Raw genomic sequence first — 21566 nt, 5'->3', positions numbered from 1 at the left:
AAACCTTGCACTAATTGCCAGCCCGGCTATACCTGTACCTGCCGCCGAATCACTGTTTTGCTGATTTTGGCTGCTTGGGCTGTACGTGATAGTCTGTGATGTAAAGGTGCTGGTCGCAAAAACTGTACTCGTGCTTAATGTTCGACCCGACAATGATCAAACGACCTGCTTTATTGGCTGCTACATGCTCCTGGTACCAGCTCACGCCTTCCTGATCAAGGTTGGTGGTCGGTTCGTCGAGCACCAGCAGTTTCGTGTCTGAGTAAATGGCCAGTCCCAGTTTCAGGCGCTGTTTCATACCTGACGAGAAATCCTTCACATACTTGTTGCGTGATTTCTGCAAGCCCATACGCTCTACCAGTTCTTCATGCGAAAGGTTGTTGCGCAGCGGCTTAAAACGGGTATGGAAGGTAATCATTTCGAGAAGTGTGAACTCCTCTACCAACTCAAGATAGGGTGCTGTAAGCGAGAGTTCGCGATAAGCTTTGTCCGGAGTAACGGCTTTGGCATCTATCTGATAGGTGATCTCTCCCTCAGAATGCAGGTTATGACCTGCTATAACAGTAAGAAGAGTGGATTTGCCGGACCCATTATGCCCCAATATGGCATATGAGGTGCCTGACTCCAAGGTATAGGTCAGGTTCCGGAAAATCCACTCGTAATTGTATCGTTTACCTAAGTTGCTTAGGTTAATTTGCATCTTTTGCGAAATAGCTCTTAATGATACCGCGACCGGAGTTGCGCACAAAATTCACAATCTCGTCACGCTCACGGCTTGGGGCAAGCTCCAGCTCGATCTTGTCCAGGGCCTCGGTCGTGTTATAGCCGCTCATGAACAGAATACGGTAGATTTGCTGTACCTCGTTGATCTGCTCACTGTTAAAGCCTCTGCGGCGCAGGCCAATAGAGTTAATGCCAGCATAGGTAAGCGGCTCACGTGCTGCCTTTACGTAAGGAGGCACGTCTTTGCGCACCAGCGATCCGCCTGAGATCATGGCATGCGCCCCAATCTTCACGAACTGATGCACGGCACTGGATCCGCCGATGATAGCGTAATCACCCATTTCCACGTGGCCTGCCATCTGCACCGCATTCACAACGATACAGTTGTTGCCTACCACGCAATCGTGTGCGATGTGTGCGTATGACATGATCAGGCAGTTGCTCCCAACCACAGTCTTCATCTTGTCGATGGTGCCGCGGCTAATGGTCACACACTCTCTGATCACGGTATTGTCACCAATGATGGCTGTTGTCTCTTCGCCGGCAAACTTCAAATCCTGTGGCACAGAAGAGATAACGGCACCTGGGTATATTTTGCAGTTTTTGCCAATGCGGGCGCCTTCCATGATGGTCACGTTGGGGCCAATCCAAGTGCCTTCTCCGATCTCCACGTTTTTGTAGATGGTCGAAAAGGGCTCTACGACCACATTCTGGGCGATTTTAGCCTCTGGGTGGATGTATGCTAACGGCTGATTCATGCGTTTTTCTTTACTATACTTGCCGACATCTCTGCCTCCATTACCAGTTGGCCGCCCACGAAGGCCTGACCAGACATCTTGGCAATACCCCGCTTTACAGGGGCAAGCAATTCACATTTAAATATTATAGTATCGCCCGGTATCACCTTGCGCTTAAAGCGGCAACGGTCTATACCCAGGAAATAAGTCCAGTAGTCTTCTGGATTCTCTACTGTGTTGAGCACCAGGATACCACCGGTCTGCGCCATCGCTTCGATCTGGATCACGCCAGGCAGCACTGGGTTGCCCGGGAAGTGACCCTGGAAGAATGGCTCGTTCATGGTCACGTTCTTAACGCCCGTTACCGTGGTTTCGTCTAAGTGTATGATTTTATCGATGAGCAGGAAGGGGTAACGGTGCGGCAAAGTAGCTGCAATCTGATTGATGTCCATTACCGGTGGCTTCTTTGGATCGTAGGTTGGTACGGTCTTAATAGAAGCTTCCTGTATCAGTTTCTTAACACGTTTGGCAAAAGCAATGTTTGCTGCGTGGCCCGGCCGTGCCGCCAGGATTTGTCCTTTAATAGGGCGGCCGATCAGGGCGAGGTCACCCATCAGGTCCAGTAGCTTGTGACGGGCCATCTCGTTTTTGAAGCGGAGCGCTGTGTTGTTCAGGATGCCCTCTTCCTCTACGGTTACTTTTTTCTTGCCCAGCAAATCAGCTAGGTAAGACAGTTCACCGTCTTCTACCACGCGGTCTACGATCACGATGGCATTGTCCAGGTCACCACCTTTAATGAGGTTTTGCTTGTAAAGCGCCTCCAGTTCGTGCAGGAAACAGAACGTGCGGCAAGGCGCGATCTCCTCTTCAAACTGGTTCATGTCTGTAATAGAAGCATGCTGGCTACCCAGTACAGGCGAATTATAATCCACCATCACCGTCAGGCGGTAATCATCTAGCGGTAAAGCAGCAATCTCAACACCACGGCTATCATCTTTGTAGCTGATGCCTTCTGTGATCTCGAAGTAGTTACGCAGGGCGTTCTGCTCCTGTACACCTACTGTCAGAAGCGCTTTTACGAATTCGATCGAAGAACCGTCCATGATCGGAGGTTCCGGGCCGTCAAGTTCAATCAGCACGTTATCAATCTGCAGGCCCACCAGCGCTGCCAGCGTATGCTCCACCGTGTTCACGCGGGCACCATTCTGTTCGATAGTCGTACCGCGCGAAAGGTCCACCACATTGTCTACGTCCACATTCACGATCGGCTGACCCTCCAGGTCGATGCGCTGAAACTTGTAGCCATGGTTTGCAGAAGCCGGCTTAAAGGTCATGTTAGACACAACGCCCGTATGCAATCCAATGCCTGATACGGTTACCGGAGCCTTGATGGTGTGCTGTTTATAATTCATTAATGTATGGTTATTTACCTCTGGCGATGCTTTTCCTATTGTAGCACCCAGAGTATGAGCGGACTTACGGTATGGTTGAGCATTGCGACTGCAAACTTAAGATTTTATATACTGCCTGCCAATTTTAATTGCGGAGAGAGGCAGTGGAAATCCAAAAACTTAGTTTTTATCTTTCAGCTCGTCGAGCGCACGCTGCAGTTCCGGCAATTTGCGGAAAACAGTCATGGCTTTAAGGTTTTGCTTGTAGTCAAATGCTGGGGAGCCTTGAATGATCGTGCCGGACTCTTTCACGGACTTGGAAACACCCGATTGTGCACCGATCGTGGTTTTATCGGCTATATTGATGTGGCCTACGATACCTACCTGACCGGCAATAACGCATTGGTTGCCAACTTTAGTAGAACCAGAAATGCCTGTCTGTGAGGCTATGACAGTATGCTGGCCCACTTCCACATTATGTGCTATCTGTACGAGGTTATCAATCTTAGTGCCTTTACGGATGATCGTGGAGCCCATAGTAGCGCAGTCGATGGTGGTGTTGGCGCCGATGTTCACATCGTCCTCCAGTACCACGTTTCCGATCTGAGGCACATTCTTGTAAGTGCCATCAGACTGCGGGGCGAAGCCGAAGCCGTCGCTGCCCAGCACTACACCAGCATGCAGCGTGCAATTTGCACCTACTATGGTGTTTGCATACAGTTTCACACCAGCAAAGATGGTAGTGTTGTCGCCAATGGTCACATTGTCGCCGATGTAAACCTGCGGGTAAATGCGCACGTTCTGGCCGATTTTGCAGTTGTTACCAATATAGGAAAAGGCACCGCGGTAGTGGCCATCGCCTATTTCACTGCCAGCACCTATAAAGCAGGGCTCCTCTACGCCAACCTTAGCGGCGAGCACGGCCTGGTGGTAATAAGCCAATAGGGTTGAAAAACTAGAGTAAGGATCAGCTACACGGATCAAAGAGGCGGATACAGGCTTTTTCAGCTCCAATTTATCCGACACGATCACTGCGCTTGCTCCGGTTGTATAAAGATATGGTTCATATTTAAGATTAGACAAAAAAGCGAGAGCGCCAGTGTTGGCCTCTTCAATTTTGGCTAATGTGCTGACCTTTACTGTATTGTCTCCTTCAACTTCTCCCTTCAAAAGGTCTGCAATCTGTTGAATAGTGAATTCCATCTTGTAAAATTAGAGCAAAAAATAAATTGTGCTAAGCATTGGGGGCGCAAACTTAACAAAAACTTTACGCTGCACCGCCATATTCTGCCGCAGATTACAAAGAGGACAAGCAAATCCTGTGCAAATCCTACATCCTATTTTTAAAGAGCCGCTACCTCTTTGGGGTAACAAACAAAGTATTTCTCCACTTTGTTGCTCAGTGCCTGTATGTTAGGCAGGTCAGAGGCATCTGCCACATTTACCACATAGCCGGTTTTGGTAAGCACGTCTATGGATTGCCCCTCGGCCATATAAGCACTGTTGCTGATGCGACCCGAAATCATGAGATATTTCACCTCATCAGGATGTACCTGAAAACGTTCCTGCACCAATTCGCTTATACCTAGCATCATCTCTTCGTCAATCGGTTTGCTGGAGATGTATACCTTGAACAGCTTACGGTTCAGTATACTTTTGGAAAGATAGGAGATAACAGGGTCGGAGTGCAAAGCCCATTCTTTTATACCGCTCCATATGTCATGGTCGTCCAATGCAACGAAGCGCTCCAGAATGGTGTTATCTCTCTGAAAGTCCTCCATCGTCAGGTTGGAGGATAGAAAATACTTCAGGCAGGGGCTGGTTGGTACGTCTATACCTTGCTGCAGAAGTTCACGGGCACGCTGTACGGTGCGCAACACCATATGCTCGGCGCTGATCACGGTTTTGTGCAGGTATACCTGCCAGTACATCAGGCGGCGGCTCACCAGAAAGTTTTCGATGCTGTATATCGCTTTCTCTTCTACCACCAGCTTGTCGTTGGCCACGTCCAGCATTTTGATCAATCGGTCGGCGCCTATCTTTCCCTCGTATACACCTGTATAGAAGCTATCGCGGTTGAGGTAGTCGAGGCGGTCAACGTCCAGCTGGCTTGAAACCAACTGGTGGAAGAAGCGACGCTCGTAAGTATCTGTGAAGATGCTGATGGCGAGGCTCAGTCTGCCGCCAAACTCTTCGTTAAGTAAGTGCATGATGTGCAGCGAAAGATGCTCATGATGCACTTCCTGAAAAATAGCTGTTTCCAGGGCATGAGAGAAAGGCCCATGGCCCACATCATGCAGCAGAATGGCGATAAGGGAAGCCTCAAACTCGGCGTCGGAAATTTCGTTGTTCTTGCCGCGCAGCGTGTTCAGGGCCAGGTTCATGAGGTGCATGGCCCCCAATGCGTGGTGAAAGCGGGTATGCAGGGCACCCGGGTATACCATCTCGGTCAGTCCCAGCTGCTTGATCCGGCGCAGTCGCTGAAAGTAGGGATGATCAATGATGTCGAACAGCAATTCAGACGGCACCGTGATAAAACCGTATACTGGGTCGTTTAATATTTTTTTCTTATTCACAAAAACCGAGCTTTTTAATTGTTAAATTGCTAATCGTTAAATGGTTGCTCTGCCACCAGCCAGATAAGCCCGCAGAGGTAACCGCAATCTGCAAACCAATGTTTGCGTTGAGGTATAGTAACCAACTAACAACTAAGCCATTTAGAACAGCGCGCAACAAATAAAACTATGCAAAGATATACGATTTTATGGGCCGATGACGAAATCGACCTACTCAAGCCACACATTCTTTTCCTGGAGGAAAGAGGCTACGACATTACTCCCGTAAACAGTGGAACAGACGCCATCGAGAAGGTGCAGGAGCAAACTTACGATGTGGTGTTCCTCGATGAGAACATGCCTGGCATCAGCGGACTCGAGACCCTGAACGAGATTAAAACCATCCGTCCGGCCATGCCCGTGATCATGATTACCAAGAGTGAGGAAGAACATATCATGGAAGAGGCCATCGGCTCCAAAATATCCGATTACCTGATCAAGCCGCTCAATCCCAACCAAATATTGCTTTCTGTAAAAAAGACGCTGGAAAACAAGCGTCTCGTGTCAGAGAAAACAAACATGAGCTACCAGCGCGACTTCCGCCAGCTGGGTATGGCCTTTGGTGAACGCCTGAGCCCAGGCGAGTGGACTGACATTTACAAAAAACTGGTGTACTGGGAGCTTGAGATCGACGAGACCGAGAATAAAAGTATGGCCGACGTGATCAACATGCAGAAGGACGAGGCAAACTCCAACTTCGCCAAGTTTATCATGGACAATTACGAAGACTGGATCAATGGCGACTCAGACGATGCGCCGCTGATGTCACACCGCTTGTTCAGAGAGCGGGTGATCCCGATGATGAAGGAGTCAGATAAGCCGGTCTACTTCGTGCTGATTGACAACCTGCGCTATGACCAGTGGAAGGTACTGGAGCCGCTCATTTCCGAATACTTCACGGTAGACACAGAGGAGATGTTTTACTCTATTCTGCCTACCACCACGGCCTATGCCCGTAATGCGATCTTCTCAGGTATGATGCCAACGGATATCATCAAGAAATATCCGAAACTTTGGGTAAGTGACGATGAGGAAGAAGGTAAGAACCTGCATGAGCAGGATTTCCTGGAAATTCAACTGCAGCAAAACCGCATTACTGACAAACACAGCTACCACAAGATCACTAACCCGGCTGCGGGCAAAGACCTGAACGGCAAGTTCAACAACCTGGACAACAACAAACTGAACGTGATCGTGTACAACTTTGTGGATATGCTCTCGCATGCTCGCACAGACAGTAACATGGTACGCGAGTTAGCACCAGACGAGTCAGCTTATCGCTCTATCACACGTTCCTGGTTCATCCACTCGCCATTGTTCGAGATGTTGAAACTGATCGCTGACCGCAAAGCGCGTCTGATCATCACAACAGACCACGGTACCATACGCGTGAAGCGGCCATTCAAGATCATCGGCGACCGTCAAACGAACACCAATTTGAGGTATAAGCACGGTAAGAACCTCGGTTACACCGACAAAGATGTGTTCACGGTGCGCAAGCCTGAACGATTTTTCTTGCCAAAGGCCAACGTTTCCACTACGTTTGTATTCGCGATCGAAGATTACTTCTTCGCCTATCCGAACAACTATAATTACTACGTGAACTACTACAAAGACACCTTCCAGCACGGAGGGGTGTCGCTGGAAGAGTGCATTATACCGTTTATCACGCTGACGCCTAAGAATGTATAACACAGGAGTTGAGAAGACAAGTATGAAGATGTCGTCGTTGGCTGACCTGCCGGCGGCGGCTTCTGTGCTTTTGGAGGAGGCCCGTGAGGAGCCCATTATTTTGTTTGAAGGCCCCATGGGAGCCGGAAAAACGACCTTGATAAAAGAGCTCTGCCGCCAGATGGGCGTGAAAGAGAACGTGAGTAGCCCGACTTTTGCGCTGGTAAATGAGTATGAAGGGGCTGAGGGGAACCTAATTTACCATTTTGACTTTTATAGGATAAATGAGGAGCGTGAGGCGCTCGGCATTGGGGCGCTGGAGTATTTTGACTCTGGCCGTACCTGCCTGATCGAGTGGCCGTCCATGATCCCGAACCTGTTGCCGGAGCATTACCTGTTGGTAAAGCTGCAACCCACTGCCGAAGGCGAGGAACGCACTATGACCATAAACCGTGTATGAGCATGACGGAGAGATTCGCCGTTGAATTAGGAAAGCTGGCTGCCAGCCAGGCTCTTTATCCAAAGGAGTCGATGCTGGCTGTGGAAGAGCGATACAAGAGCCTGTTTATCGGGCTGCCCAAAGAGTCATCGTTTCAGGAAAACCGCATTGGCCTCACCCCGGATGCCGTAAAACAGCTAACCGACCAAGGCCATGAAATATGGGTCGAAACCGGCGCTGGCGGTCCGTCTAAGTACTCTGACAATGACTATTCTGAGGCAGGAGCTCGTATTGTCTATTCTACCAAGGAGGTATACGATGCAGGTATTATCCTTAAAATCGCACCGCCCACTTATGACGAAATCGAGTACTTGCGCCCCGGCCAGACACTGATTTCCGCCCTGCACTTTGGAAACCTGACCTCTGACTACGTCAACGCCCTTCTCCGCAAAAAGATAAACGCCATTTCATTCGAGCTAATCCGGGACAAGTCGGAATCAAAACCCGTGGTGCGAGCCATGAGCGAGATTGCCGGCAGTTCGGTGATGCTCATCGCAGCGGAGTACCTGAGCAGCAGCAATGATGGCAAAGGCGTGATCCTGGGTGGTATAACTGGCGTGGCACCCTCCAAAGTGGTGATTATGGGAGCTGGCACTGTGGCCGAATACGCCGCCCGCGCCGCCTTAGGGCTTGGTGCTGAAGTAAAAGTTTTCGATAATCACATCTATAAACTGCGCCGTCTGAAACACAACATTGGGCAGCAGATTTTCACTTCTACACTAGACAAAACCATACTGTACAACGAGCTCAAAAATGCCGATGTAGTAATTGGTGCTTTGGTGGCGGAGGAAGGACGCATGGCTTGTATGGTAGAGGAGGGGGTAGTAGGGCAGATGAACCCGGGCTCCATCATCATCGACGTATGCATCGACCAAGGAGGTTGTTTTGAGACATCAGAACTCACCTCTCACAGCCGTCCGATTTACCGCAAATATGACATCATTCATTACTGTGTGCCTAACATTGCCTCACGTGTACCTCGCACGGCTTCTACGGCGCTCAGTAACATCTTTACACCGATTTTCACAGAGATATCCAAGTTTGGAGGCATCAACGAGGTGTTGTTCATGAATGAGCACTACCGTAGCGGCGTCTACATATACAAAGGCAGCCTGACTAATTCGCAAATCGCCAAGAAATTTGGAATGCGCTACAAGGAGTTGGGTTTGATGATTGCGGTGAGAAATTAAGGTATAGCAGCTTTAGGTATAAATGAAAACAGGTCCCTTCTAGGTATAGGCGGGACCTGTTTTCATTCTGTGCTACTTCGTCTACTTCACCAACGCCTTGTCAACACGCATCGGGGTATCCTCACCTGTCACAACTCCCTGCGCGGCAAGCGCGATCGCACGGATCATGCTTGTGAAATGTGGCATATCCAACAGCTCGAACTCGTCTTTAACGGTGTGGTAGGTCTTGTCCTTGTCAATTTGCACCGACGAGATAGTGTGTGCTGGTACTCCCAGTCGAGCCAAGGTCGCATTGTCAGAGCGGTAGAAGAGGTTTTGCTCCGGGTATGGGTCAGGGTGGATGCTATAGGTAGTGCCTTCCAGACGCTTCTGCATCATTTTGCCTAAATCAGATTTCTCGTAACCCGTTAGGTAGGCGCTATTGGGGCCGAACTTCGACGGCTTGCCCACCATCTCGATGTTGAACATAGCCACAATCTGGTCAGGGTTTAGTTGTTCGGAGAAGTAGCGGGAGCCGTGTCCACCGATTTCTTCGGCTGTGAAAGCGGCGAAGATCAGGGTGCGCTCAGGCTGTGGCTGTTCTTTGTAGTAGCGGGCCAGCATCATCATGGCAGTAGTGCCGGAAGCATCGTCGTCGGCGCCGTTAGCAATGCTGTCACCGTCCATGGCGTGGTGGAAACCGATGTGGTCGTAGTGACCGGAGAATACGACAAATTCATCTTTACGCTTACCCTCGATCATGCCAACTACATTAGACAGCGATAGCTTTTCAACCTGATTGGCAAACTTCACTTCATATTTCTTTGGCGCAGCCTGATCGGTGAGCACGTATACCTTGCTGGCGCCGGTACCTATCTCTTTTTTCACGCCACCTCTCGAAAAATAACCTCTGTAAGAGCCAAAAGCTTCGGCATGGCTCGGGTGAATCAGAACGATCGCGTCCTGCTCTTGCGAATTTGCTTTCATGAAAGCGTTTCTGAAATTCTCCCCTTCAGCTATCGTGATGATGTTGATCTTATTTTTTTGTTTCCAGTCGAGTTTCTCGTGCGCGGTGTTAACGAATAAGTGCTCTGGCGCAATTTTCTTCTTACCCAAGCTTACTTCCGTCACGCTAGGAGTGAGCCGATGCACATAGAAAGTCTGGCGATAGGAGGGCGCCTGACTTGAGCTGTTGCCATTGAGTGGCACAAGTCCTGCCGCATGAAATTCTGTTTCGATAAAATCAGCAGCTTTCTCTATACCTGCCGAAAAGGAGGCGCGCCCCTGCATGTCGTCGTGGCTCAAGGTCTGAAGCAAACGGGTGGCCTCCTGTTGGCTGATAACCGAGAGGTCCTGCGCTGAGAGGGATGCGCTGAACAGGAGGGAAAAGGCAGTAGCAAATAGCTTTTGGCGTGTCATAGGTATAGCAGTGTATACGATTAGGAATTTGATGTAAAATTGGAAATATTGTCGAGGTAATCGTTGCCCTAAAGTGCATCAGCACAAACAGCAACCCAATATAGCGAAATATGGAAAAGAGCTCCAAAGTTAACTGGCTAAAGTTGCTGCAATACATCTTGCTGGTAGCTGCCTTGCTTTACTTTGGGCGTACGCTTTTCATTCCGCTTAGCTTCTCCCTCCTGATCAGCTTTATTCTATATCCAATCGTGAGGTGGCTTGAAAACCGTGGCTGGAAGCGTTGGAGCGCGATTTTGCTTTGTCTCCTGACCATGCTCTTACTCGTAGGAGCATTGAGTTGGCTATTGGTGCGGCAGATGGTCAGTTTCGGGCAGGAGTGGCCAGTGCTGCAGGAAAAGCTGTTGCAGGCATGGCAGCAATTTGGCCTATACCTGGAGCATCAGCTGGGTGTAGATGATGTGCAGCGAAGCAGTTGGATGGAAGGGCTCGTAAAAGATGCGACCTCCACCGTGTTGAATATGGTGCAAGGGGTGCTTTATGCTTCGGTAACCACAGTGGTACTTTTTCTGTTGATCCCGCTTTATGCTGCGCTTATTCTGTATAACCGCGAGCAATTGGCCGCTGCTCTCTATGCAATGTTTTCCAGGACGGAGCACAGCAAGATTCGCAGTATCCTCCACGAGACCATCACAACCTACTATAACTTTATCAAAGGCATGATTATCGTCTATGCCGTGGTTGGACTGCTGAATAGTGTTGGGCTCCTGCTGCTAGGTATACCGCATGCCGTTTTCTTTGGTATTGTGGCTTCTATTCTCACCTTTATACCTTATGTGGGCATCACGATCGGGGCGATCCTGCCCATGGCGGTGGCTTGGATTACGTATGACTCGGTATGGTACCCGATTGGGGTAATTATTGTGTTTTCAGTGGTGCAGTATCTGGAGGCGAATCTGATTTTTCCGCTGGCCGTGAGTTTTAGGCTGCAGGTGAATATGTTGTTTACTTTACTGGCCATTGTGGCGGGCGGTATACTATGGGGAGCTTCCGGTATGATTCTGTTTGTGCCTTTTGTAGCTATCCTAAAACTGATTGCCGATAAGCATGAAGAATTGCGTCCGGTTTCGCTCCTGCTCGGAACAGGTATAAGGCCTGCAAAATCTGCATCAAAGCCCAAAATCAAGATTGACCGTTTCCGGCGAGATCAGCACTAGAAGTGTTTCCCTCCCATTCGCGTTTGAGCAAGCTGTATACTTCCAGGTCGATGAACTGTCCCCGCAGCCATTCGCCATCGCGCTCTATCCCTTCCAGCTTAAAACCCAGCCGCTTCGGAATGCGATTGCTCTTGTTATTGCCAACACCCACTTTGATCTGTATCCGGTTCATGCGCATCTTCTCAAAAGCATTTGCAACCAATGCAGCGCAACTGCGGAACATGATGCCCTTCTTTTGAAATTCTTCTCCCAGCCAATAACCGATCTCCAGTTTACTGTTCACTCTGTCGATAGTCTTGTAGCCGATAATGCCCGCCGCCTTCCCCTGGAACCGGATGACATAAACCTGGTCTTGCATATTGCCGGGTGCGGTGACTGTTTGAAGGAAAAGCGTAGTATCACTAGCAGAGAAACTGTTGTCAATGAAAGGCAGCCATTCGCGCAGGTATAGCCGGCCGCTGTCAATTAGCTGATAGAGGGCAGAAGCGTCACTTACCTGGGCCTCACGTAGCTCTAAGTCAGGCGCTACAGTCAATGTTTGTAATGTGGAAGCAGATCTCATAGTATAGAGCTGGGAAATGCTAGTGTAGGGTTCAAAGTAATAGTATTCTAAACATGCAGACCAAAAAATCAGTTAAATAGGTAGGGTTTGGCACTGCCACACTTTATTGAACGCATATATTCTACACAAGACTATGAAAAATAAGCTACTACTTCTGTTTTTTTTAAGCATCTTTTTTACTGCCTCAGCACAAGACTCTAAAATAGATCTGGGTGCCAAGTTTGGTTTTAATGTATCCAATATTAGCAATGATCCTACTTTAGTAGAAGAATCAGCTGGAGTAGGTACGGAGTTTGGAGCCTTTGCTAGAATTGGAGACCGCTTTTTCGTGCAGCCGGGCGTTGATTTTGTGAATAACAAAGTGACCATACAGCGTACAATACAGCCACGCTCCGGCGAGCGGGATGAAGTGCGCTTCCGTTATTTCCGTGCTCCGGTACTGGTTGGTCTGGAAAGCGCCTATACCAACCGCAGGAGAGGGGGCTCTACCACTTTCCGGGTAATGGCCGGTCCTTCTTTTGCTTACAACATCGGCGTAAGCGATAATAACCTGGATGTGCGCCGTCGCAATGTGCGCAATGCCCAGTTTGCACTGCACGGTGGTGTGGGTATCAAGCTGCTCCGCTTCGTCGAATTGGACCTGATGTATAATCACGGACTTACTAGTGTGTTCAACGACAATAGCGCCGATGGTAAATTCAGGAATTTTTCACTGACCGTGGGCTTTAGTATTTAAAATTACACTCAAATAATACCTGATCCGCGTGAGAGATCGGCACCTCAATAGGGAAGGCTGGTTTCTTACGCGGATTATTTATTGTGAGGTATTTTGGACAATCATTTACTATCTTGGAGTGCTATCAATTTGTGAGATTTGATTTGGATCCATACCTGTGAAAATATTTTTATACAGCTTCCTATTGTTGATTATCATAGTTACAAATTCGTGTTCGCAAGGTAGTGCTGTGGATTTGGGTAATGGTTATAGGTTTGACTATGATCCAGTCATAAGTGGCGATGATGCTATTTTTGGGCCAGATGAAAATATCTATACCGTTGAGGGGCATGTGACAGCCTTTAATTTTGACTCAGTTTTTATTATCGTTGAGCAAAAACCGAGACATGTCATTTTAAAAGATGTATACCTTAATTCTAATTTGACCTACCTTGAAGAGGAGAAAATTTTTAAGCAGAGCACATTGCGACATTTCTGGATAGTTGACAAAATCAAGGATAGTAGGTATGGCCCGTTCACAGAGCAAGAATATTTACAAAAAAGGGGGGAACTAGGTATAACCCTGGAGCTAAAGCAAGTGCTAGCCGATAGGTAAAGTATTCAACGTTGCAGTATCATATTCTCTATTGCACAGAGATGAACAAGAAGTATAAGTTTCCAAAAACAAAAAAAGCCTGAAAGAGCAAATGTTAGTTCTTTCAGGCTTTTGTATGTTTAAGTGAAGCTGATTGCTTAGTTACGCTCGTTTCGCTCTTCCCTAACGGATGCCGTCTCTTTTTCTTTACTTGGTTTGCGTCTTCTGGCAGCGCTTCGGCGCTTCACGTATACCGCTGATGAGCCTTTGTCATCTTCTTTGCGAATCGTGAATAAATCTTTGTGCGCTTTGATCAGCATAATCAGCTGGCTATACCCAAACGTACGTGGGTCAAAAGCAGGGTCCAGGGTACGAAGGCTTGTGCCTATACCGCCCAAATGTGCCCAGCCATCTTCTCCTACAGCCATTGTAAAGGCCTCTTTCAGCATCGGAACTGGATTTGGTCGCGGATTGTCCTGCCCGTTTGGCGTAGTCTTGTCTGCCGCGGCGATTTGTTTGTCGTCAATGTCGTCGGTCAGGTTCTCGGTATAGATAAAGATGTTACAGGCGTTCACAAAAGGCTTCGGCGTCTTACGTTGCCCAATACCCATCACAAAAATGCCAGCCTCCCGGATGCGGGTCGCCAGTCGGGTATAGTCGCTGTCCGAGGATACAATACAGAAACCATCTACCAGATGGCTGTGCAACAGGTCCATCGCATCGATAATCATGGCACTGTCTGTTGCGTTTTTGCCGACGGTATAGCGGAACTGTTGAATGGGTTGTATGGCGTGGTTGTTCAGGCATTCTTTCCACCCGTTCATCTGCGGGGTAGTCCAGTCACCGTAAATGCGGCGAATGGTGGTTTGCCCGTATTTGCCGGCCTCGGCCAGTATTTTGACGATCAGGGTCGGTTGCGCATTGTCGCCATCTATTAGCATGGCCATGCGTTGTTGTTTTTTCTCGTTGAAGGGTTTGCTCATATATTGATTTGCGCCGGGTATAATAGCCCATCGCGCTGAATTTGGTATGTTATACTTCTGAAATGAAGATGGGTTGTTAGAAGGTAGGGAATTCCCTATATAAGAAGAGAATGAGTATATTGTGATGTAATTTAAGGATTTTAAAATCAAAAGGATAGCATATAGATCTGCTTTTAATTTAGGTTGGGGTAACTTATATTATTAATTACTGGGTTAGCGTGTAATTACGCATAAAAGAAATAAGATTTTATGACATGCACATTATTATAGAGACAGAACGGCTTCTATTAAGGGAGATTTTGCCTTCTGATGAGCAAGGTATGTTTGAACTTGATTCTGATCCGGAAGTGCAGCGATATCTAGGAAACAAACCTATTGGAAACATTCAGGAAGCCAGGCATATGATTGATTTTATAAAACGGCAATACCTGGAGAATGGAATTGGTCGGTGGGCTGTTATTGAAAAAGAGACGAACAGTTTCGTTGGCTGGGCAGGATTGAAACTAGTACGTGAAACAACCAACAAGCACATTGATTTTTATGATTTGGGTTATAGGTTGATTAGGAAATATTGGGGTAAAGGGTATGCGACAGAAGCTGCCAATGCCTCCTTAAAGTATGGCTTTGAACAACTGGAACTGGAACAAGTATATGCAATCTGCGATGTGGATAATACCGCATCCAGACAGGTTTTGGAAAAGGTAGGGCTTAAACTAATTGAGACTTTTGATTTGAATGGTGCATCCCATTATTGGTTCCAGATCTCAAAGCCCTAAACACAATGTACAGACTAACCCTACTATTACTGTGTTTAACAGCTTTTTCCTGCAACAAAAAATTAGCTAACCCAGAGCAATTAGTGTTTGATAGGATGGCGTATGTCTATAGTCTCAAACCAGATATCGCAAAGGCTATCTGGCCGGGCTTTGATGAAAAGCAGTATGATGTTCCATTGATCTACTATACTGACTCCTCCTCTTTCATAGCCAATCCCACCAGCAGATTTTTAAACATTCATAATCCAGCACTGGTTTTCCAGAACAGCAATATCAAGGTGTACAAAACAGTATCCCGACTTGACAGTACGCCCTTTCACATGGCCGTGAACTTTACATTTGGTGATTCCAGTGCGTATGACAATTATGCGCCCTTCATGCATTGCAGCAGTTTGGAAGAGACAGGCAAAGTAGTACAGGATGTAACTTCCACTGAAACTTGGGTTACGATGGTAGTGCATGAGTATTTCCATGGGTTTCAATTCCAGCACAAAGACTATCTTCAATATTTTGCTGATAGCATTGCCACATTTCAGAAAGGTAAATTAAAGGAGCTATACAAAGAACATGCTTGGTTCAAAGAAAAAGTCGACAGCGAAAACAGGCTCTTGCTGCAGGCTTTGGAAACCGATGACCGTGAAGAAATCAAAAAGCTGGTTTCCACCTTTTTTGAAGTGAGAAAACAGCGTAGAGATGATACTTACCGGAAGCTTAACCTCGATATGAGGGCTCCGGAGAAAACATACGAGACGATGGAGGGTACGGCAAGGTATGTAGAACAAAAGCTTTACGAACAATTTTCCCAAAAGCTCCCTGATGCTGAATTACAAAAATCAGATACGGCCTATCATGCTTACATTGCTTTCAAAGATTACAAATTAGCGAAAGATGAATGGCTATACCTGACTCCAAAGTCTGGCGTGTATTTTTACGTGACTGGTTTCAACATCACCAGGCTTCTCGATAAACTGAATGTAGCGTATAAAGACAGACTGTTTAAAGAGACTGAATTGTCATTGGAAGATAAACTTAGGTCAATCTAAAGATGATCTTCACTATAACCCAACCCACTAAACCCCAGTACTCACCATGAAAAAACTATTCTCCATACTAACCCTCCTTCTTGCCGTGACACATTTTTCAGCACAGGCGCAGGTGTTTAAAAGTGAAGAACCCCTAGCCCATACCTATTCGATTGTAGCCCGCGACGCGAAAACCGGCGAGATGGCCGTCGGTGTGCAAAGCCACTGGTTTTCAGTGGGTACCGCCGTGCCTTGGGTTGAAGCCGGTGTGGGCGTGGTAGCTACCCAATCTTTTGTGAACAAGTCGTTTGGCTTGCGCGGATTACAGCTATTGAAAGAAGGTAAGTCGCCGCAGGAAGCGCTGGATATTCTACTGGCTGATGATGAAGGCCGTGAAGTGCGACAGGTATCCATCCTTGATGCGCAGGGCCGTGTGGCAACACATACCGGCAAACAGTGCATTCGCTATGCAGGGCACACGGTGGGTACGAACTTCTCGGTGCAGGCCAACATGATGCTAACCGACAAGGTATGGCCGGCCATGGCGAAAGCCTTTGAGACGAGCGCTGGCAAGCCCTTGGCTGAGCGGGTGCTGCTGGCCATGCAGGCAGCTGAGCGGGAAGGAGGCGATATACGCGGCAAACAGTCAGCAGCGCTGGTGGTGGTACGAGGCGAAGCCACAGGTCAGCCCTGGGACGACAAAACCATCGACCTGCGCGTGGATGATCACGAGAAGCCGCTGGACGAACTCGAGCGACTGCTCAAGGTATACCGTGCCTACGAACACATGAATAACGGCGACCTCGCAGTGGAAAAAGGACAGATGGACAAGGCCATGGAAGAGTATGGCAAAGCCGAAACCATGTTCCCGAACAACCTCGAAATGAAGTACTGGCATGCCATCACACTGGCCAACAACGGTGACATCAACGGGGCAACCAAACTCCTGAAAGAGGTATACAAAAAAGACAAAAACTGGAAAGAACTGACTGAGCGACTGCCTGAAGTAGGACTGCTTACCCTGAGCCCGCAGAATCTGCAGAAGGTGCTGCAGGTGAAGTAGGTATAGCGGGAAATACGGCGATTGTTGTCTATACTTCAAATAGATTGCTTATATTAAAGCCGCAAACTAATCTAAACAAACCTATCACGCATTATTCACCTGATGATGTTACTTAAACACAAATTACGCGCTTTTGTGGCTGGAGCTGCTATGCTGGCTACCGTGCCGACCATGGCGCAGCAAAACACCTACAAGGCCGACTCTACTACGATCCGCAAGTTCTATGACGACGCCCTCACCAGCTACGAGAGCTACGAGAACCTGCGCTACCTCACTAAAAACATTGGTGCCCGTCTGAGCGGATCACCTCAAGCTGCCGCTGCCGTGGAGTGGAGCCGGCAAGTAATGGAGAAGATGGGGCTTGACCGCGTATACCTGCAGGAAGTAATGGTGCCTTATTGGGTGCGTGGCGACAAAGAAATAGGCCGAATCCTGAGTGGCAGAAATGGCAGTCAGGAAGTGAACATTCTGGCGCTGGGTAGCTCAGTAGGCACCGGCACACAAGGCTTGAGTGCACAAGTTGTGGAAGTTCAAAACTTCGAAGAACTCGAGAAACTGGGCAAGAAAAAGGTGAAAGGAAAGATCGTTTTCTTTAACCGTCCATTCGACAACAAGCACATACAAACAGGCAGCGCTTATGGCGGTGCTGTAGATCAACGTGGAGGCGGTGCAGTGACAGCTGCGAAACTTGGTGCTGTAGGCGTTTTGGTGCGCTCCATGACTAATGATATCCAAGAGGTGGCCCATACCGGCAACATGCGTTACGAAGAAGGTGTGGAGAAAATCCCGGCTGCTGCTATCAGCACGAAAGGGGCTGATGAGTTAAGCGCCATGCTGAAAAACGACGCTGACCTGAAGTTCTACATGCGCATGACCTGCGAAACCCGTCCGGATGTACTGTCTTACAACGTGATCGGGGAGATCAAAGGCTCTGAAAAGCCAGACGAGATCATCGTAGTGGGCGGTCACCTGGATTCTTGGGATGTAGGCGAAGGCGCTCATGATGACGGCACCGGCTGTGTACAGTCCATCGAGGTGCTGCGTCTGTTCAAGGAGCAAGGTATACGCCCGAAGCGCACGATCCGTGCTGTGATGTTCATGAACGAAGAGAACGGGCTGCGTGGCGGTCGCAAGTATGCCGAGGAGGCCAAAGCGAAAGGCGAGAAGCACGTAGCAGCCCTCGAGTCTGACTCAGGTGGTTTTACCCCACGTGGTTTTGGATTTGATGCCGACGACCAGCAATATGCCAAGATCTTGACCTGGAAGCCACTGCTGGCACCTTACGGTCTGCACGAACTCAATCGTGGCGGAGGTGGTGCTGACATTGGTCCTCTAAAAGGACAGAATAATGTGGTACTGATTGGTCTTCGTCCAGATTCACAGCGCTACTTTGACTATCACCATACCCACATCGATACTTTCGAAACCGTGAACCGTCGCGAGATGCAGCTGGGTGCGGCAGGTATGGCAGCGCTTGTATACCTGATCTCAGAACACGGCTTGACCGGAACTACTGCCAAAGCTGGCAAATAGGTAGCCCCTTTGAAATTGAAAAGCCTGCCTCGATTTAATCGGGGCAGGCTTTTTTTATATAGCTCGGGGGCGCCATTAATGCCTACACCTGGTCTGATAGTAGCGGCATATCCTGTTGAATTCTATACCTGTATTATACCTGTCGTAAATAAAGCTATACCTTGCTTCGTAGCTGACAAGACACTCACAGGTGCCGCGCACGCTGTGAGGTCATGGTGGTATTACGGCAGCAGCAAGGAGCTGTCGCCGTAGCTTAAAAACCGGTAATCATTGTCCAGCGCATGGCGGTATACCTGTTTCCAGTCTTCGCCGATAAGGGCGGCTACCAGCAGCAAGAGTGTGCTTTCAGGCTGGTGGAAATTGGTTACCAAGCCGCTGCAGATCCGGAAGGTATAGCCAGGTGCGATGATGATCTGCGTGGTGGCATGTAAGTGCTCGGTCTGCTGGCTAGCCATGTAATCCAGCAGAGCCTGCATAGCATCAGAAGCGGCAGGAGGTGTGCTGGTTTCGTAAGGGAGCCATTGCGTTACGTGCAGTTCCTCTGGCTTAAGCGCCGGTTGCTGCATTAGCAAAGTGCCTAGCCAATAGAGACTCTCCAGACTCCGCATCGAAGTGGTACCCACAGGTATAAGCGGCTGTCCGAGATGGTGCAGTAACTGCTCTACCACTTGCTTTGACACCATCAGTTGCTCGGCATGCATTTCGTGGGCTTCCATTGTGTCGGCCTTCACAGGTTTGAAAGTGCCGGCGCCCACATGTAGCGTCAGGTACGTGCTCTCTATACCTTTGGCCTGTAGCTGCGTCATCACCTTATCTGTGAAATGCAAACCGGCAGTGGGGGCAGCAACAGCGCCTTCGTGGTGAGCATAGATGGTTTGGTAACGGGTGCGGTCTTCAGGTGTGAGCTCGCGGTTCAGGTAGGGAGGGAGCGGCAAACGGCCACAACGCTCAAGTACTTCCGCAAAAGTCAATTCAGCCGGTGTCCACGTGAAACGTATCAAAAAGTGGCCTTCCTGTTGTGCTTCGCGCTCGGCCGTGACTACGCCTCCTTCAAAGCTGATCTGCAACGGCCCTTCTTTCCAGCGCTTGTTGTTGCCGACCAGGCATTTCCATGTGCAACTGCTGGTTTGCTGCATGGCCAACTGTACCTCGCGGTGTGGTTTTACCGGCTCCAGGCAAAATATCTCCACCGCACCGCCGGTCGGCTTATGAAAGATCAAGCGGGCCTGCACGACCTTGGTGTTGTTGAACACCAGCAAACTGCCAGTTGGCAACAGCGACGGCAGGTCGGTGAACGTATGGTCAGCAATACTATGGTTCTTATAATAGAGGAGCTTGGATTGATCGCGCTCCGGCAGTGGGAACTTGGCGATGCGTTCATCTGGCAGCTCGTACACAAAATCCTTAATGGCCAGATTTTTCGGGTTGGCGTTCATTTGAATGATTAAGAGTGTATAGTGATGCGTTGCAAGTTGACTGTGCGGACTGTCCTCACTTTGAACTACAAACGTCAGCTAAATAAGCACAAAGGTAAGCAATGATGGGTAAAACTATACCTGCTTGTCCGTTTGGAGTTTCCGGATGGCTCAGGTAAGTGTAGTTCAGCAGGTATAGATCCGGGTTTTGAAATGTATCAGCCGCTGTTAGAAACTAAAATTTAGCAGGTAGGGCTTACTTTGATGAGCTCTCCTCCAGATCATCCAGCTCTAGCTCCAGTGCCTTTACTGATATCTGAATTTCGCGAAGAGCCAGTGCCAATGAGATCATGAGCAGCAGCAGGCTTAAGCCGAAAGTATACTTGCCTACAGTGCTATATCCTGCAAATAGAATGAACATACAGCCAAACATACTCGCGATACCGAATGCCTGCATGTTGCGGATGAGTACCAAACGAATACGCAGGTTCTCAATTTGTCCATATACCAGGTGGCTGTGCGTGGAAGCATAACGGCTTTTTAGGCTCCGGATGAGGTTGGCCAGCGCCATGAAACGGTTGGTATATGCCAGCAACAAAAGCGAAATGGCCGGAAACAGCAGGGCAGGGGTAGTCAAGGTGATCTCCATAGACCCAGGGCAGCAAAAATGTTACTGGATGCTTTTCAGGAAATCGTCGTCGAGCGGCTCCTCATCCTCGTCATCATGTTTGATGTTGTCGAAATCAATTTCCTGCAATGCCTCCAGGCCTTCAATAATCAGATCATCGATTTCCTCTTTTGAAGTAGCATCCAGTGTCTGCTCAAACAAGGCAAGTAAGTGCTCCCGCTGCTCGTTCACAAAAATCTCGTGATACAGGTTGTCAAACAGGCCGATCTTCTTCTGTATAGTCTTGTCGATCTCGCGGGTACTTTTAGCCTTAACGGCTTCAAGCAAAAGCTGAAGTACTTCTTTGGCTCCTTCGTTGTCGGCCATGCGGGCATACGCCTTGATCAGGGCTATAGCCACCCCGAGTCGCAATCGCTCAAACCGAAAGCCTACTTCATCTGTCGCATTACCACCTTTCAGACGCGAGTTCCTGAGCGCCTGCTCCAACTGCTGGTATACGGCAGAAGCCGACCCCTCAAACACTTGGGGAGTTTCGGGGGCATAGGCGGTTTCGAGTAATAGCTCAAAGCTCTTGGCGCTCATAGTGTAATCTATCTTAGGTGAGAGATGTGCAAAGGTAATGGTTTGTGATAGGTTTTGCTAAAAACTAAGTTGTTTGAACTGATCTATAACAATTCATGAACTGTGAAAATATAAAGAATTCATGCATGTATCTCTATAGCCATATATTTCAGCAGAAACTTCGATAAAGTAAAGTTACCTTTTGTTTGTTTATTCCTTTCTGTTAATTAAAATTTGCATAGTTTTGAGTTAATATTAATCTATAGTTTAATCCG

General features: G+C 48.5%; 21 protein-coding genes. 10 read left to right on the top strand and 11 right to left on the bottom strand.

Going from position 1 to position 21566, the window contains the following annotated elements; genetic code table 11:
- Positions 1 to 49: 49 nt before the first annotated feature.
- The 5 genes from AC5FX6_RS13650 to AC5FX6_RS13630 form a co-directional block, all read right to left on the bottom strand.
- Positions 50 to 700 carry an ABC transporter ATP-binding protein gene (locus tag AC5FX6_RS13650; protein WP_493597613.1) on the bottom strand — a complete coding sequence of 217 codons (651 nt, stop codon included), beginning with the start codon at positions 698 to 700 and terminating at the stop codon, positions 50 to 52.
- The gene (gene lpxA / locus AC5FX6_RS13645; protein ID WP_493597612.1) at positions 690 to 1481 is read right to left on the bottom strand and encodes an acyl-ACP--UDP-N-acetylglucosamine O-acyltransferase; all 792 of its coding nucleotides are present in this window, start codon (positions 1479 to 1481) and stop codon (positions 690 to 692) included. Before lpxA ends, AC5FX6_RS13650 begins: the two co-directional genes overlap by 11 nt.
- Positions 1478 to 2872, bottom strand: a complete 1395-nt coding sequence (locus tag AC5FX6_RS13640; RefSeq protein ID WP_493597611.1) for a bifunctional UDP-3-O-[3-hydroxymyristoyl] N-acetylglucosamine deacetylase/3-hydroxyacyl-ACP dehydratase — start codon at positions 2870 to 2872, stop codon at positions 1478 to 1480. The genes lpxA and AC5FX6_RS13640 overlap by 4 nt, the downstream gene beginning before the upstream one ends.
- A 159-nt stretch (positions 2873 to 3031) precedes the next feature.
- A complete protein-coding gene (lpxD, locus tag AC5FX6_RS13635) occupies positions 3032 to 4054 on the bottom strand; it encodes a UDP-3-O-(3-hydroxymyristoyl)glucosamine N-acyltransferase (RefSeq protein ID WP_493597610.1) in 1023 nt (340 codons plus the stop codon).
- 140 nt (positions 4055 to 4194) lie between these two features.
- Positions 4195 to 5427 carry an HD domain-containing protein gene (locus tag AC5FX6_RS13630; protein WP_493597609.1) on the bottom strand — a complete coding sequence of 411 codons (1233 nt, stop codon included), beginning with the start codon at positions 5425 to 5427 and terminating at the stop codon, positions 4195 to 4197.
- Between the two features lie 168 nt (positions 5428 to 5595).
- On the opposite strand from AC5FX6_RS13630, the gene porX reads away from it, so the two are divergent.
- From porX to AC5FX6_RS13615, 3 genes are read left to right on the top strand one after another with little or no spacing between them, the layout of a single operon-like run.
- Positions 5596 to 7158: a T9SS response regulator signal transducer PorX gene (gene porX / locus AC5FX6_RS13625; RefSeq protein WP_493597608.1), complete on the top strand. Its 1563-nt coding sequence runs from the start codon at positions 5596 to 5598 to the stop codon at positions 7156 to 7158.
- Positions 7151 to 7597, top strand: a complete 447-nt coding sequence (gene tsaE / locus AC5FX6_RS13620) for a tRNA (adenosine(37)-N6)-threonylcarbamoyltransferase complex ATPase subunit type 1 TsaE (RefSeq protein WP_493597607.1) — start codon at positions 7151 to 7153, stop codon at positions 7595 to 7597. Before porX ends, tsaE begins: the two co-directional genes overlap by 8 nt.
- Positions 7598 to 7599: 2 nt before the next feature.
- Positions 7600 to 8826, top strand: a complete 1227-nt coding sequence (locus AC5FX6_RS13615) for an alanine dehydrogenase (protein WP_493597606.1) — start codon at positions 7600 to 7602, stop codon at positions 8824 to 8826.
- A gap of 81 nt (positions 8827 to 8907) precedes the next feature.
- On the opposite strand, the gene AC5FX6_RS13610 is transcribed toward AC5FX6_RS13615, so the two are convergent.
- A complete protein-coding gene (locus AC5FX6_RS13610; protein WP_493597605.1) occupies positions 8908 to 10224 on the bottom strand; it encodes a M20/M25/M40 family metallo-hydrolase in 1317 nt (438 codons plus the stop codon).
- Positions 10225 to 10334: 110 nt separating this feature from the next.
- Here AC5FX6_RS13610 and AC5FX6_RS13605 point away from each other — a divergent pair, with 110 nt between their 5' ends.
- Positions 10335 to 11438, top strand: coding sequence for an AI-2E family transporter (locus tag AC5FX6_RS13605; RefSeq protein WP_493597604.1), 1104 nt, complete (start codon positions 10335 to 10337; stop codon positions 11436 to 11438).
- Here AC5FX6_RS13605 and AC5FX6_RS13600 read toward each other — a convergent pair.
- A complete protein-coding gene (locus tag AC5FX6_RS13600) occupies positions 11404 to 12000 on the bottom strand; it encodes a GNAT family N-acetyltransferase (protein WP_493597603.1) in 597 nt (198 codons plus the stop codon). The genes AC5FX6_RS13605 and AC5FX6_RS13600 overlap by 35 nt on opposite strands.
- Positions 12001 to 12133: 133 nt before the next feature.
- Between AC5FX6_RS13600 and AC5FX6_RS13595 the strand changes: the two genes are divergently transcribed.
- Together AC5FX6_RS13595 and AC5FX6_RS13590 are read left to right on the top strand one after the other, a co-directional pair.
- Positions 12134 to 12736 (top strand): porin family protein, encoded by a 603-nt coding sequence (locus AC5FX6_RS13595; protein ID WP_493597602.1) that lies wholly within the window; start codon positions 12134 to 12136, stop codon positions 12734 to 12736.
- Between the two features lie 157 nt (positions 12737 to 12893).
- On the top strand, positions 12894 to 13331 hold the full coding sequence (locus tag AC5FX6_RS13590; protein ID WP_493597601.1) for a DUF3997 domain-containing protein: 438 nt from the start codon (positions 12894 to 12896) through the stop codon (positions 13329 to 13331).
- 137 nt (positions 13332 to 13468) lie between these two features.
- Here the strand turns inward: AC5FX6_RS13590 and AC5FX6_RS13585 are convergent, their stop codons facing one another.
- On the bottom strand, positions 13469 to 14293 hold the full coding sequence (locus AC5FX6_RS13585) for an NYN domain-containing protein (protein WP_493597600.1): 825 nt from the start codon (positions 14291 to 14293) through the stop codon (positions 13469 to 13471).
- 254 nt (positions 14294 to 14547) lie between these two features.
- On the opposite strand from AC5FX6_RS13585, the gene AC5FX6_RS13580 reads away from it, so the two are divergent.
- The 4 genes from AC5FX6_RS13580 to AC5FX6_RS13565 all read left to right on the top strand — a co-directional run bounded on the left by AC5FX6_RS13580 (position 14548) and on the right by AC5FX6_RS13565 (position 18687).
- The gene (locus AC5FX6_RS13580) at positions 14548 to 15069 is read left to right on the top strand and encodes a GNAT family N-acetyltransferase (RefSeq protein ID WP_493597599.1); all 522 of its coding nucleotides are present in this window, start codon (positions 14548 to 14550) and stop codon (positions 15067 to 15069) included.
- 95 nt (positions 15070 to 15164) lie between these two features.
- Positions 15165 to 16112 carry a hypothetical protein gene (locus AC5FX6_RS13575; protein WP_493597598.1) on the top strand — a complete coding sequence of 316 codons (948 nt, stop codon included), beginning with the start codon at positions 15165 to 15167 and terminating at the stop codon, positions 16110 to 16112.
- Between the two features lie 46 nt (positions 16113 to 16158).
- Positions 16159 to 17154, top strand: coding sequence for a DUF1028 domain-containing protein (locus tag AC5FX6_RS13570; RefSeq protein ID WP_493597597.1), 996 nt, complete (start codon positions 16159 to 16161; stop codon positions 17152 to 17154).
- A gap of 105 nt (positions 17155 to 17259) precedes the next feature.
- Positions 17260 to 18687 carry a M20/M25/M40 family metallo-hydrolase gene (locus tag AC5FX6_RS13565; protein ID WP_493598328.1) on the top strand — a complete coding sequence of 476 codons (1428 nt, stop codon included), beginning with the start codon at positions 17260 to 17262 and terminating at the stop codon, positions 18685 to 18687.
- Positions 18688 to 18908: 221 nt separating this feature from the next.
- On the opposite strand, the gene AC5FX6_RS13560 is transcribed toward AC5FX6_RS13565, so the two are convergent.
- From AC5FX6_RS13560 to AC5FX6_RS13550, 3 genes are all read right to left on the bottom strand, one after another.
- Positions 18909 to 20123 (bottom strand): S-adenosylmethionine:tRNA ribosyltransferase-isomerase, encoded by a 1215-nt coding sequence (locus tag AC5FX6_RS13560; RefSeq protein WP_493597596.1) that lies wholly within the window; start codon positions 20121 to 20123, stop codon positions 18909 to 18911.
- Positions 20124 to 20358: 235 nt separating this feature from the next.
- Positions 20359 to 20751, bottom strand: coding sequence for a DUF2721 domain-containing protein (locus AC5FX6_RS13555; RefSeq protein WP_493597595.1), 393 nt, complete (start codon positions 20749 to 20751; stop codon positions 20359 to 20361).
- A 21-nt stretch (positions 20752 to 20772) separates the two neighbouring features.
- The gene (locus tag AC5FX6_RS13550) at positions 20773 to 21312 is read right to left on the bottom strand and encodes a hypothetical protein (RefSeq protein WP_493597594.1); all 540 of its coding nucleotides are present in this window, start codon (positions 21310 to 21312) and stop codon (positions 20773 to 20775) included.
- Positions 21313 to 21566: the final 254 nt, after the last annotated feature.

Source organism: Pontibacter sp. LHS2 (assembly GCF_058932845.1).
The sequence above is the reverse complement of the archived record's forward strand: the minus strand, read 5'-3'. Positions and strand labels throughout refer to the sequence as shown.